12 protein-coding genes and 1 pseudogene are annotated in these 13,526 nt (G+C 56.7%); 3 read left to right on the top strand and 10 right to left on the bottom strand.

The features are described from left to right. The first annotated feature begins 88 nt into the window (after positions 1 to 88). A complete protein-coding gene (locus tag KXU80_RS22250; RefSeq protein WP_219835348.1) occupies positions 89 to 850 on the top strand; it encodes a hypothetical protein in 762 nt (253 codons plus the stop codon). A gap of 530 nt (positions 851 to 1,380) precedes the next feature. Beyond that, complete coding sequence (locus KXU80_RS22245) at positions 1,381 to 2,022, top strand: DUF975 family protein (protein WP_219835347.1); 642 nt, start codon at positions 1,381 to 1,383, stop codon at positions 2,020 to 2,022. Positions 2,023 to 2,131: 109 nt separating this feature from the next. Here KXU80_RS22245 and KXU80_RS22240 read toward each other — a convergent pair whose 3' ends face one another. The 10 genes and pseudogenes from KXU80_RS22240 to KXU80_RS22195 form a co-directional block, all read right to left on the bottom strand. Further along, entirely contained in the window at positions 2,132 to 3,130 is a 999-nt protein-coding gene (locus KXU80_RS22240; protein WP_219835346.1) for an inorganic phosphate transporter, read from the bottom strand. A gap of 20 nt (positions 3,131 to 3,150) precedes the next feature. Then, the gene (locus KXU80_RS22235; protein WP_219835345.1) at positions 3,151 to 3,765 is read right to left on the bottom strand and encodes a DUF47 domain-containing protein; all 615 of its coding nucleotides are present in this window, start codon (positions 3,763 to 3,765) and stop codon (positions 3,151 to 3,153) included. Between the two features lie 261 nt (positions 3,766 to 4,026). Further along, positions 4,027 to 4,827, bottom strand: a complete 801-nt coding sequence (locus tag KXU80_RS22230) for a class I SAM-dependent methyltransferase (protein WP_219835344.1) — start codon at positions 4,825 to 4,827, stop codon at positions 4,027 to 4,029. Between the two features lie 38 nt (positions 4,828 to 4,865). Further along, entirely contained in the window at positions 4,866 to 5,969 is a 1,104-nt protein-coding gene (locus tag KXU80_RS22225; RefSeq protein ID WP_258171105.1) for a DUF3048 domain-containing protein, read from the bottom strand. A 214-nt stretch (positions 5,970 to 6,183) separates the two neighbouring features. Next, positions 6,184 to 6,600 (bottom strand): organic hydroperoxide resistance protein, encoded by a 417-nt coding sequence (locus KXU80_RS22220; RefSeq protein WP_219835343.1) that lies wholly within the window; start codon positions 6,598 to 6,600, stop codon positions 6,184 to 6,186. A gap of 440 nt (positions 6,601 to 7,040) precedes the next feature. Beyond that, positions 7,041 to 8,459: a sensor histidine kinase gene (locus KXU80_RS22215; RefSeq protein WP_219835342.1), complete on the bottom strand. Its 1,419-nt coding sequence runs from the start codon at positions 8,457 to 8,459 to the stop codon at positions 7,041 to 7,043. After that, the gene (locus tag KXU80_RS28170) at positions 8,456 to 8,656 is read right to left on the bottom strand and encodes a winged helix-turn-helix domain-containing protein (RefSeq protein WP_258171484.1); all 201 of its coding nucleotides are present in this window, start codon (positions 8,654 to 8,656) and stop codon (positions 8,456 to 8,458) included. The genes KXU80_RS22215 and KXU80_RS28170 overlap by 4 nt, the downstream gene beginning before the upstream one ends. A gap of 357 nt (positions 8,657 to 9,013) precedes the next feature. Continuing rightward, positions 9,014 to 9,385, bottom strand: a pseudogene (locus KXU80_RS22205) (response regulator transcription factor); the annotation flags it as partial. Positions 9,386 to 9,410: 25 nt separating this feature from the next. Further along, positions 9,411 to 10,814 carry an FG-GAP repeat domain-containing protein gene (locus KXU80_RS22200; protein ID WP_219835341.1) on the bottom strand — a complete coding sequence of 468 codons (1,404 nt, stop codon included), beginning with the start codon at positions 10,812 to 10,814 and terminating at the stop codon, positions 9,411 to 9,413. A gap of 21 nt (positions 10,815 to 10,835) precedes the next feature. Beyond that, on the bottom strand, positions 10,836 to 11,870 hold the full coding sequence (locus tag KXU80_RS22195) for a polysaccharide deacetylase family protein (protein ID WP_219835340.1): 1,035 nt from the start codon (positions 11,868 to 11,870) through the stop codon (positions 10,836 to 10,838). 287 nt (positions 11,871 to 12,157) lie between these two features. Here KXU80_RS22195 and KXU80_RS22190 point away from each other — a divergent pair, with 287 nt between their 5' ends. Then, positions 12,158 to 13,465 carry an ABC transporter substrate-binding protein gene (locus KXU80_RS22190; protein WP_219835339.1) on the top strand — a complete coding sequence of 436 codons (1,308 nt, stop codon included), beginning with the start codon at positions 12,158 to 12,160 and terminating at the stop codon, positions 13,463 to 13,465. The last annotated feature ends 61 nt before the right edge of the window (positions 13,466 to 13,526 follow it).

Genomic DNA, 13,526 nt, shown 5'->3' with positions numbered 1-13,526 from the left:
TCACTATTAAGCTCAGTGTACTTCTTTCAGAGGGTATTTTCAACCGTCACCGTGTTGTCGCTTTACAGATTCGAAGAGTTGCAGTAAAATGCATGCGTTTGTTCAAGCTGTGCCCGCAAGGTCCGAAGCGGTAACGGCAGCGGTCCAGCGTCCTGGGACAACGCACAGTCCAAATTATTTGCCGAAAACGGGCATCCGTCCAATCCGTATGTTCGCCTATCCCATAGACTACTATCAAAACGGTAAAAAGGTTGTGATCTGCGTGAAATACCGCTACGATCCGTCCGTCAGAAGCTTCCAGCAGCCCTCCGGCGGCCAAGGTCAAGGCCTGCAAAATCAAGGACAGAGTCCTTTTCCGGGCATCAACGATCCGTTCGCGAGCAAGAGCATCGGGTTGAAAGCGCCCGTTCCCTTCGACACGTCCGAATTCTCGACCGGCGTCCCGTCCATCACCATTCAACCGGCTACGTCGCAGCAGATCATTCCGCTGCCGGAGTCGAACACTTCCGTTCTCCCCGCAGCGGCTGCTGCTGTCACGGAGACGAAGTCCGATACCAAGTCCGGCTTCAATCTCGCGAACAGCCTGAGCGACATCAAGGGCGTCGTCGACCGCATGGGCGGCATCGACGGCATCGTCTCGACGATGGGCAAGGTGCAGAAGGTGGTCGGCAGCATCACCCAGATGGCGCCGCTCATCAAGGTGCTCGCAGGCTCCTTCGGCAAGAAAGGCGCCGCAGACGCCACCATCGCGGAAGACGAGAGCAGTAAGCCGAAGCCGCGCAAAAGGAGACGCAGACGCCCCGGCGCAAGCTCTGCGCCAGGCACGAAGCGCAAACGCCCGCGCAGATAGGTAACTGCGGACTGAGTGCTTGCGCCCGCCAATACCAGCAGGCACGCCCTGCCGAGCAGTCCACGAACGGCTCCCGCCGCTTTGGACTGCTCTTTGTCAGGTGCGCCCCGCTCGCACGGGCTTCATGAAGTCCTCCAGCGTTTGGCCCTCTACCGTTATATCGGGTTGAGTGGTCCGGCCGACGACCGTCACATTCGGCATGTACGTGTGAAGACCTAGCGTCAGCAGCGCGGAGGCGCTCGCCGAATGCTCGTCGACCAGCACGCAGATGCATTTTCATGCCACTCATTCCCGCATGTTCCCCCAAAATAATAGGATGATTACACCGGATTGATAGAGTTCTTAGGAACTAGATGGCGCTCTAAATCCGCCATTCTCGACATTAATCCCGAATATATGATGATTTTTTTGAAAATATAGGATAATATTGACTCTAGCATTTGTTCGAAATTTATTCACATTTCCCTTACATGACGTGCATAGGTTAGACAGGGGAACAAAAATCAAACCAAAGGTGGTTCGCTGCAAACATGGTAACAAGTTCAGAATTGCGAGCAAGAGCAAGGCAAAGCTTAGCAGGACAGTGGGGAAGAAGCGCGCTCTTTACGCTTGTTATGTATGCCATTGCCGGAGGGCTCGGCGCCATTCCGAATATCGGCAATATCATTTCGTTTCTTATCTCCGGAGCGCTGGCCTTTGGCGTTTACGCGTACTACATGAACGTTGCGAGAGGCGAACGTCCCGCGTTCGCAGTGCTTTGGAGCGGCTTTCCGCTGCTTTGGCGCACATTCGTCTTATATTTCTTCATGACGGTTTTCACATTATTGTGGTCCTTGCTGCTCATCGTTCCCGGCATTATCGCGGCTATCCGCTACTCCCAAGCTTATTTCATATCCAGAGACAACCCCGAAATCGGGGCGCTCGAAGCCATCCGGCGCAGCAAAGCCATGATGGCCGGCCATAAAGGACGATTCTTTGTACTCTGGCTGTCATTTATCGGCTGGGCGCTGCTTTGTATCCCTACGCTCCTCATTGGATGCTTGTGGCTGTATCCTTATTTCATGACGACGATCGCCCACTTCCACGAGGACCTGCGCAGCCAGAACAGCAGCTTCGGCGGCTACAACACGCTCGCCCCTCTTGACCCGCCGCCGCATCCGCAGAGCTTCTAACTCCTCTCTTGCGAAACAAAACAAAGAGACCCTTCAGCCATTCGGCGAAAGGGTCTCTTTGTTTTGTTTGATCATGCTTGTTGTGTGATCCTATTTGGCTGCGCCGCTGTTAGATAAACAGGGCAATCACTTGATAGATCAGCGCCGACAGGATCATCGTAATCGGAATCGTAATCAACCACGAAATGATGATCCGTCCCGCGAGGTCCCATTTGACGTCGGAGAAGCGCTTCGCGCTGCCTACGCCGAGAATGGAAGAGGTGATGACGTGCGTCGTGCTGACCGGCAAATGCGTGAACGTCGCAGACAGAATGACGGAGGCGGAGGTAATATCAGCTGCGAACCCGTTGATGGGCTCGATTTTGAAAATTTTCGTCCCCATCGTCTTGATGATTTTCCAGCCGCCGATTGATGTGCCGAGCGCCATTGCCGTTGCCGCGGATAGTTTAACCCACAGCGGAATATGGTCCGTGCTGTCCTGCACATTCGCCGTCACGAGCGCGAACGTGATGATGCCCATCGCCTTCTGCGCGTCGTTCGTGCCGTGCGTAAACGACTGGAATGCCGCCGTGAAGATTTGTCCCGTGCGGAATGCTTTATTGACTTGATGCGGACTCGAACGCGCGAAGATCTTCTTCAGAATCCACATGATGACGAAACCGCCCGCGAATGCGATAAGCGGGGATAGAATAAGTGCCTTCATAATATCGATGAAGCCTGCCGCGTTCACGGCCTTGAAGCCCGCCGAGCTGACGACCGCTCCGGTGAGCGACCCGATCAGCGCATGCGAAGAGGAAGAAGGAATACCGATCCACCATGTGAATAGATTCCAGACAATCGCCCCGATGAGGGTAGCGACCACGACCTGAACCCCATGCTCAAGCACGGTAGGATCCGCGATTTTTCCTCCGATCGTCTTGGCTACCCCGGTAAAGAGGACCGCGCCCACGAAGTTCATCACCGAAGCCAGAATAATCGCCATGCGCGGCGATAAAGCCCGCGTGGATACCGTCGTTGCGATCGCATTGGCGGTATCATGAAACCCGTTGATGAAATCGAATCCAAGCGCAAGGAAAATAACGATGCCAACCCAAATGTAAATGTCCATGACTGCTCGTCTCCGTCTCCTTAGCTGTTGCGCATGATGATGGTTTCGAGTGTGTTCGCGACATCCTCGCAGTAGTCGGTCGTCTGTTCAAGGCGCTCATAGACTTCCTTGCGCTTGATGAGCTCGATCGGGTCCTTCACGTTCGTGAACAAGCTCTTCACGCTGATGCGCAGCAAGTCGTCGGCTTGATTCTCAAGCTCGTTGATATGAATGGCCGGCTCGCGCATCGCCAGCAGCTTCTTCTCTGACAAGAGATAGATCGCTTTCTTGATCTGCTGGGCGCAGCGCAGAATATTCTCCGCGAACAGCGTGATATATTCGTCCGGCTCCGTGATATCGTACATCTCGAAGCGCGAAGCGCAGGCTTCGATGCCGTCGAGCACATCATCAAGCGAAGTCGTCAGCCGCAGGATATCGTCGCGGTCGATCGGCGTTATGAACGTTTTATTCAGCTCGGTCAGTATGGTATGTACATGACGGTCGCATTTGCTTTCGTACTCTTTCATTGCTTTTGCAAACTGCGCCGCATCACTGATCTTGGAAACGTTCTGCTGAAAATAGAGCACGCCCTCCAAAATCGTATCTGCCATGGCCTCTAGTGTCGTAAAGAACACGTCATTCTTCTTCTTAAACATAACTATCCCCTTTGCCACCCGAGCTTGATTTGATGAAGTCGGTACGATTCACCACTATGGTTATGAAACCGACAATATCTTAACATAGTTTACAATGGAATTGTTAAGGTAATGTAAAGGATTTATGACTTTCTCAAAACTTCTTTCACTTTACACTGACGCTTCTCCTATTCTTTTCCGCATCAGCCGAATTTAACCGCTCTAAGGCAAATAAAAAAAAGGAAACTGGCAGTCCGGTTTCCTTCTTCTCTAGGCCTATCGTTAAAGCTTCAACGCGGCGATCGTGAACGTCTTCGGAATGCCCTGGTCGAATACGTCCGACGACTGGTTCGGCAGCTCCTCCAGCAGGGTGATGTACAGCCCCTCTGCCGCAATGCCTGTCACGATCTCGCCGAGCGTCCAGTTGCGCAGCTTCACCGTCTGCGTCTGGCCGCCATGCTCCGGCAGAAACTTCGAGAACGCCACTTCCTTCTCCTCCAGCTCCGTGCTGAAATAATCGCCCGTTACTTTGTGCTTGCGGATGTTGGCCGTCGTGCCGCGCGACGAGATGAGCTTCGTCGATACGGGATGAAAATCCTGCAGCACCAGCTTTCCGCCTTGACGTAATAACCCGCGCACGACCGCGAACAGCGGCGCCAGGTCGAGGAAATAATGCAGAATGCCGAACTCCATGAACACGATATCATAATCGGCGGTCAGCTGCGCCTCAGGCAGCTTCAGCACATCGGCCGATATATAAGTCAGCGGAACGCCCGCTTCCGCCGCCAGCTCCTCCGCATACCGCTTGTTCTCATCGGAGAAATCAATGACGGTCGACTGCGCGCCGAGCAGCGCCAGGGCAACCGCTTTGTTGCCGTTCGAACCAAGCAGATTGACGATCCGCTTGCCCGCTACGTCGCCCATATAGGATAAGGCCGTGCCGAGCCGCTTGGCTGGTGCCGCCTTCAGTTTCACCGCCGCTTCCGCCGGAGTGCCGAACCGCTGCAGCCATGCTGCATAAGCGCCCGTGTTCCACGATTGTTGATTTTGCTTCGTTGTCGATTCCAACTGCCTTGCCTCCATCTCATCCGTTGCCCGTGCTTACGGGACTGTTACCTTCATTATATGCCGAGCTTTACATGCCCCGCAAACGTCGGCGTCATCGGCACGATATGGTAGAACGTGTGCCCCGGAACGAACGGCAGCTCCTGGCCGTCCTTCATGAGGCGAATCAAGCCGTCGCCGCTTCTGACCCACTCGCACGCCACGGATTTGCCCAGCTGGATCAGCATGGCAGGTCCGCCGGATTCCAGGTCGATTTCGAGCCTGCCGTAATCGTCGTAGGTCTTATGCTTCGCGCCGAGCACGACGAGATTGGAAGCCGTCAGTTGCGCCTTCGTCGTCAAATCCGTGTGCGGCTTATCGTTGACGAAGCGGTCGTACAGCTTCGTTGCCGCATTATACGCGTAGGATACCTTGTAATCCTTCAGCAGAAAATGAATCTCGACCTTCGCGGCGTCCGTTCCTCCGCTCGTCGCACCCGTCTCTGACCATGGGAATGCCGGCAGATCGACCGTCTGCGCGTACTTCTTCTTCGCGGCGCCGGCACGCAGCTTCTCAAGATTGGAATAGAGATTATGAGGCGGCTTGCGGAACGATTCGCGGTAGAAGTACGCCCCCGCGTTCGAGATCTCGTCCAAATAATCCTTATGATGATGCTGCAGCAAATCATAGCCGTCCGTGCTCGCGCCCGAGTGCGCCAGCACCGCATGATAGGCTTCGCCGATTCGGATCAGATAAGGGCGGTTGCTTCGGATCGGACCGATCGGATCCGTGGAGGTCGTGCTCTGGAACACGGCCACGAGCCGCGTGATGCCGCCCTCGGCGAGCACTTCCCACACGACGTCGGCATTGGGCAGACCCGACTGCGGACGCGCCGAAGCGAAGTTGTTGACCATGACCGCCATCGGCCGCAAGGTCACTTCCTTCTCTAAAGGGAGCCCGGTCAGCGGCGCTATGTATTGGGGCGGGTCAACGACAGGCGGCTCCTCGGCGGCGGACGTGTCGGTTTCCGGCGCGGGTGCCGTTTGTTCGGGCGCTTGCTGTCCGCTGTTCCCTGTGTTTAATTTGTTCTCGCTGCAGCCGCCCAGCAGCATTGCCGCAGCCAGCACGAGCAGCAGGCCAAGACGAGCCTCTGGCAGGTGATTCCGTCGTTTACGCATCATAAGCTAGCCCACCTTTTGTCGAATTAGAAGGATAGAAGAGTATACCTTATTAAACCACAGGAGGAATGGGATTGTCTTCCTTCTCCAGTCGTCGACCGCCTTGGCGGTATGTAGAACGGGAGCCTCATACCGTGCGTAAACAGCAAAAAACAAGCGCACGGCCGGTCATTCGGCTGGCGCTTGTCTGCTTGTGCTTCTAGGGTTTCGTCGCTCGTTAAAGTACGTTAAGCGTGACGGGAATATTACCCTGTACCGCCTTAGAATACGGACATACTTGATGGGCCGCTTCGGTAAGCTCCTGCGCGAGCGCGTTGCCGACTCCCATCAGGTTAACATCGAGCTGAACCTCCAGCGCGTAGCCGCCGCTGTCATCCTTGCCGATCGTAACACGGGCAGTCACTTCAGTGCCGTCTACCTTCACATTCTTCGTCCTGCATACCAAATTGAGTGCGCTCTCGAAGCAGGCCGAATAGCCGGCTGCGAACAACTGCTCGGGATTGGTCGCGGCTCCGCCTTGTCCGCCCAGTTCTTTGGGCATGCGAAGCTCCAAATTCAAGACACCGTCGCTCGATGCCAGTTTGCCTTCCCGCCCGCCCGTTGTCGTTACGGCGGCTGTGTATAGATTCTGCATGTTTATACCTCCGTGATCAATGTAGAGCCGGAGTCTGCTCCGCCGATAAGCCGCGGAGGACTCGGCTTGAAAGCCGCTATCAGCGCCTTTAGTAGACTTCTCCTCGGTCATCGTTTCCATACCTGCCATCATCCCGTATATGAAGCCTTCGCTTTGGCATACTATTCCTAAAACCTGCCCTAGGAGGCCCAGCTATGCCAGCATTTCTGAACTGGATCAGCCAGCATTGGTTTTCCTGCAGCATTATTGTGCTAGCGCTGATCGCTGCCGGCTACGTGCTGAACAAACGCAAGTCGTTGTTCTATAAAGAATGATGCCGCCTCTGCAAGCAAGCCAAAAACCCGGCAGACTCGCTCCAGAATGGCGCGAACGTGCCGGGTTTTTATGTTGATCGCATGTCTCCAGCCGCTGAACTCTCGCGTAAAGACTCCAACATCCACCTAGGCATGCTGCTGCGTCCCCGTCTTCAGCAGCGGAAGCGTGATCGTTACCGTCGTACCCACGTCGACGACGCTGCCTACCATGAAGCTGCCGCCGTGCAGCTCGACGATTTCCTTGCAAATGGCGAGTCCGAGACCGCTGCCGGAGCGCTGGCTCGATCCTTTGTAGAATTTCTCCGTGACATGCGGCAGATCCTCGGGCGGAATGCCGACGCCGGTATCCCGGATCGTTATCCGGACAGCCCCGTCCTCCTGTTCGGCGCTTACGTAGATCGTGCCGCCGCGCGGGGTGAATTTCAGCGCATTGTCAATGACGTTGATGAATACCTGCTTCATCCGGTTCGCATCCACCTTCGCTGGCAGCTGAGCGTCGCCTGTGCTTTTGCTGAAGGTGATCGATTCTCGCTGCCCCCTCGCTTCGAACTGCTGCAGCGTCTCCCACAGCGTCTTGCGAACGTCCATCACTTCGGGATGCAGCACGATGCTCTTCGCGTACAGCTTGGAGAAATCGAGCAGATCCTCCACCAGCCCCGAGAGCCGGACTGTTTCCCGGTCGATAATGGCTAGTCCCAGATTCAGCTCTTCCTTATCCGCGAGGTCGCCGGAAGCGAGCGTCTCGCTCCAGCCCTTGATTGAGGTCAGCGGCGTCCGCAGCTCATGCGAGACAGAGGAGATGAAATCCTCCTTCAGCTTCTCCCGCCGCGTCAGCTCGGAGGCCATCGTATTCAGCGTCTCCGCGAGCCGGCCGATTTCGTCCCGGTCATGCAGCGCGGCACGGCGCGTCCAGTCGCCCTCCGCCATCTTCTCCGCGACCTTCGTCAGGTTGCGAATCGGCCTAGCGATCCGGTTCGCAATCAGCACGCTCGTCGTGAAGAATAGAAGCACGACGACGGAGCCGACCAGCAGCGTCAGCCATAGAATGTTGCGAATAATCGTATCGACGGTCGCGAGCGAGGCCGTGTACCGAAACATCGCCACGATTTGCTCGCCCTGCTTCACCGGCAGCGTGACGGCCGTAATCCGCTCGTTCGTAATAGGGTCGCGGCCGCGCCATATGCCCTTGTCCTGGACCAACGCCTGACGGACATCCGGCGTATCGAGCGGCGTGATGCCGTCGCCGGTAAGCCCGTCGCTGTCCACGACAAGGATACCTGAGCCTGTCAGCAGCTGCAGATGCGCAGTGCCAACGGCCATGTTTTGCAGCATGTAGCGGGCCTTCTCTTTCATCGGCTGATTCGCGATCATCCGATTGTGGATAGCCGCTTCCGTCTGCGCTCGCTGCAGCACGGAGCCGACGGCGCTGCTGTAATAATAGTTCCATACAAGTGTGCCGAACATGGAGCCGAGCATGACGACGACGAGCACGATCAGCACGCCGTAGCTCCAGACGATCCGGGCTCGGAGGCTGGTGCCGCTCATTGCTCGCCGCTCCGTTTCCACCTGTAGCCGTAGCCCCACAGCGTTTCAATATGCTTAGGATCGGACGGCTTAATCTCGAGCTTCTGCCGGATTCGGCGGATATTCACGTCGACGATCTTCAAATCCCCGACATAATGCCTTCCCCATACCGCGTCCAAAATATCGTCCCGGCTCAGTCCCTCGCCTTCCCGCTCCATCAGCAGCTTCACAAGCGTCCACTCCGTCGGCGTCAGCACGATCTCTTCGTTGTCCTTCCATAGACGGCGCTCCGCCGAAGACAGGCGGAACGGTCCCGAGACGAGATCCGCCGGCCGGCCGGGACGCTGGCCCGCAGCCGGGGACACATCAGCCGCGCCGGCGTGTCCCCCCGCAGCCCCGCCGGGCTGCACAGCCGAGCCATTGTCCGGCGCGCCAGCCATACCGGCCCGGCCCGGTGCGCCCGCATTCGAGGCGGCGCCGGCATTGTCAGGTGCCGCCGAACCGGCAGCCCCGGCAGCCGCAGCATTCCCGGCAGCACTCGCACCGCCTGCGCCGCCGTTATCCGGCTCATCGCCGTACGGCATCATCCGCCGCTTCAGCGCGTTCAGGCGCGCGATCAGCTCGCCGGGGCTGAACGGCTTCTGCACGTAATCATCAGCGCCAAGCTCCAGCCCGCGGATCTTGTCTTCCTCCTGCGACTTGGCCGTCAGCATGATGATGCCCATGCGCGGAAACAGCCTGCGCAGCTGCTCGCACACCTCGAAGCCGCTGATCGTCGGCAGCATGACGTCAAGCAGCGCAACGTCAAAAGGCGGAGATGCCGCCTGCGCAAGCGCAAGTGCAGTCTCTCCGTCTTCGGCCTCGGTTACATCCATGCCGTTTCGTTTCAAATTAATGCGGACGAAGCCGCGAATGGCTTCTTCATCCTCCAGAAATAAAATCCGCATGCGGCGGTCCCCCTTCAACGTTCGCTTATGCCTCCGGCAGCAGCTTGAACAGCCGTTTCATTTCCGCTTCATCCGGCGGAAAACTCCCTTTGGCCGTGCGCGTGCCTTGTTCTTCCGCATCCTTTGACAGCTTATCGCGCCATACCGCATAGTAGACAACCCCGTTGCTCCTGCCGAGCTCCAAGTACCGGCTGTCATCCTCCTGCAGCACCTGCTCCTTCTCGTTCCATCCGCCGAGCGGCTCCCCGCGCACCGTCAGCACTTCCTCGCGCTTGCCCGTTTCTTCGTCGTAGGCATCTAGCGCAATATCGTTGGTATCTCCATCAATGGGATGCCGGAAGGTGAAATTCGTCCAAGAAAGCGGTACGTACAGCGCATAGCTGCCGCCTGCGGTAAACCGCTTGCCCACCACGCCGAATAGATCCTTTCCGTTCCATTGCCGGTATTCTTCAATCCAGAGCAGTCCGCTGTACGGCACGTTATCCGGCTGTCCCGGCGCTTCGCTCAGCACATCCATATCCAGAATGCCGTCGCCGTTGCCGTCGCCGCTGAGCACGGTATAGGCATTCGTCTGGACGTTCTCGTCGCCCGTCGTTTTGGTCGGATAGACCGTTATGAGCTTGCCGTCCTGCCAAGCCAGCATCGTCGTCGTCGAAGAATGCGCGCCGATCGCGGCATCCGTCACGACGCCGAAGCGGCCTGGCGCGATCGTGCCGAGCTCGACCTGAATGTAGGCGTTGACCGAGCCGTCCAGCTGCGCCGTCGTCAGCTTGACCGCATTATCCTTGCGGAATTGATAAATATCGAGCGAAGCGGATATTTTGGCACGCTGCAGTTGAATCAGAGCAAGCTCCGGAATACCGTCCCCGTTGCCGTCTCCGGTGCCCATCGTATCGTAAGGCATCTCCGCAAGCGGCTTCGGCGCATCCTGGCTGCCGCCCTCTTTCCCCACGTGATACAGTGTCAAAATATGCTGCGGCTCGCCAAACTGATTCCATCCGATCATAACCTCCGGCTGACCGTCGCGGTCGAGGTCCGCGGTCCGAAGCACATCAATCCCATAGACGGACGATTCGGCAAAGGTAAACCACTGCCGCCAGCTGCCCCCGGCTGCCTGCTTCAGCACCATGACATGCTGCGTGCCCGTATCATCCGAGAAGATGACGAAAGCTTCCCGTTCGCCGTCGCCGTCCGCATCCAGCTTCAGCACGGCTGAATTGGAGTGCTCCTGCAGCGCCACCGACAGCTTCGCCCGGGCGGGCAGAATGTCCTGCAGCGCGGAAGCGAGCGCTGCATTCTCCGGCGTCGAACGCGGTGCGAGCAGCAGATCCGCCGGCGTAGCCGTGTACTGGCAGCCGGCTGTCAGCAGCAAGCCGAAGACTCCGCCGGCAAGAAGAGCGTGACGCAGCAGCCATCGTAATGCATTCATAATAAGTGCGCTCCTCCCGGACTACTTCTTCCTAGCTTGCTTGTTCTTCGCCTTCGCACCCAGCAGCTCGCTGACCGTGACGAACGTATAACCTTTGGCCTGCAGGTCCTTAATGATTAACGGCAGCGCAGCTACTGTATTGGCGATGTGCTTGCTGCCGAACGAATGCATGAGAATAATGCCCCCGGGATGCGTATGCTTGTTCACGTTCGCCCGTATTGCCGCAACCGGACTGCCGGACCAGTCTCTCGTATCCACCGTCCAATTGATCAACTCGCGGTGGTTGTCCTTCATGAGCTGCTTAAGCAGCGGCGAAGCCGCCCCGTATGGCGCGCGGACAAGCCGCGGCACATAGCCCGTCTGTTTGGCGATCAGTGTATCCGTCCATTTAATCTGATTCAAGATGGGATCGCTGTCAAGTTTGGACAGATCCTTGTGCGAATAGCTGTGATTGCCGATTTCGCTGCCTTCGTTCACGATGCGCTTGACGACGGAGCTGTAATGCTTCACCTGAATGCCTACTGCGAAGAACGTCGCATGAATTTTGTTTGCCTTCAGAATATCCAGAATCGCCGGTGTGTACTTCCCGTCCGGGCCGTCATCGAACGTCAGCGCCGCGAGCTTCGCTCCCGGCTTTCCGCTATAACTCGCCGGCGGTTCGCTCGGCTTATCCAGCTTGACCGTCGGTACGGAGGGCTTATGGATCGGCGGCTTCGGCTGGTCGGCGTTCGCATCCGAATCCGGCTTCGACGGCGCTTCGGGAGCGCTACCCTTGCCCCCGCCGTTCAAGCCTGCCTTCACGATGCCTGCCTGTTCACCGCCGCTGCCTGTGACCGGATGCGCGCTGGTTCCGCCATGTCCTTCGCCTGCAGCAGCCGGCTTACCGCCGGCAGCCGAGCCGCCCCCGGTCGCAGCGCTGCTGCTTCCATGTCCTTGATCCGCCTGCAGCGTGTCTTTCATGCCGCAGCCGGTCAGCGTCAAACTAACTATCATCAGCGTTGCCATTATCGAAACGGCTAAACGCCGTCTATTTCCGCTTTTTACCCAAGAATCCATGATGCTGCCACCTCGCGCTCTACTCTATCCTCTACTATACCTCAATCGTAATAGAATAGGCGGCTTCAGTAGTTACAAAGAGGTAACATCCCGCTGGGAAAATCATGCTGATTCCGGTTTTCATCCCCAATGAGGCCTGTGCGAGATCATAAAAGTCCATTTTTTATCCGGAAAAAGCACATTGAAAACGCTATCATTGTGCCTTATACTCTCCTTACACCTACGATTTCCCACTAGATTTATCCACTATTGGAATACTTTAAACTCTGGAAGGGGTAGAAAAAGCCATGAAGAGAACATGGAAGCTTACTGCGGGGTCAGTAGCTCTAATTTCAATGATCGCAACGGGGTGCAGCTCCGGATCATCAGGCGGTTCGAACGGCGAAGTACTGCATTTGAAATGGAGTACGTGGGGAAATCCAGGTGAATTGAAGCGTTTCTATGAATTGACCGACCAGTATAACAAGGATCATCCGAAAGTGAAATGGGAGCTCGTCGCCGTACCGAACGACGGTTACGAAGAGAAGATCATTACCCAGCTTCAAGGCGGAACAGCGCCTGATGCGTTCTATGCCGGCGATGCGACAGTCGTTAAGCTGATCGCGAACGGCTCGATTACGGAATTAACGTCGCTGATCGACAACCCGAGCAGTCCGATCAAGTCCTCTGATTTTGCCGATGGACTATGGGGTGGTTCGAAGGTCGGCGATAAAATATACGGCGTCACCGTCGACTGCAACCCGCTTGTCATGTACTACAACAAGAAAGTGCTCGCGGATGCCGGCATCACCGACGATCCGCAGCAATTGTTCGAATCCGGCGAGTGGAACTGGAAGAAGCTCACCGAAATTACCGGCAAGCTGCAAGCTGCAGGCAAATACGGCCTCGTGCTGGAAGACTGGTCCGCTCCGGTCTACTCGTGGGTAACGACGAACGGCGGCAAAGTCTACGACAAGGAGCAAGGCGGCAAATTCATCGGCGATACGGATCCGAAGACGGTTGAAGCGTTCCAATTCCTGGCTGACAACGTGAAGAACAAGAACTTCGTCTTCTCCGGCTCGCTGCCGAAGGGCCAAGGTCCGGATGCGATGTTCATGTCGAACCAAGTCGGCTTCGGCATCGCCGGCCGCTGGTGGGTACCGCAATTCAACGCCAACACCGCCCTGCAATACGACATCGTGCCGCTGCCTACGAACACGGGCAACAAAATGGAATCCGCCGGTATTCCGACAGCCTACATGGTCATGAACAAGAAAACGGCGCATCCGGATGAAACATACGACTTCCTCTCCTACTTCGTATCGAAAGAAGGCCAGCAGTTCCGTCTTAAAGGCGGCAACGCCGTTCCTTCCGTATCCGGCGTAGACGATCTGGTACTCGACAAAAACGCTCAGCCTGCCCATGCCCAATACTTCCTCGACGCCCGCGAAATCGGCTATGCGCTGTGGCCGTCCGAATCCGGCGTTCCAGGCGCTTCGGATGTCGTGAAAGACAACTACGATCTCCTGCTGCTCGGTAAGCAGGATGCGGCGACGACACTGAAGAAGATAGCCGAAGGCGTCAACAAGAAGATTGAAGAAGCTGCCGCCAAATAACGCTTATCGCCAATAGGCACGAATGGCAGAAGGGGAGGAATTCGTTCCACCCCTTCTGACC

The sequence above is a fragment of the Paenibacillus sp. R14(2021) genome, assembly GCF_019431355.1.
Lineage (GTDB): Bacteria > Bacillota > Bacilli > Paenibacillales > Paenibacillaceae > Paenibacillus_Z.
Note: the sequence above shows the minus strand (reverse complement) of the source record. Positions and strands in the feature narration are given on the sequence as shown.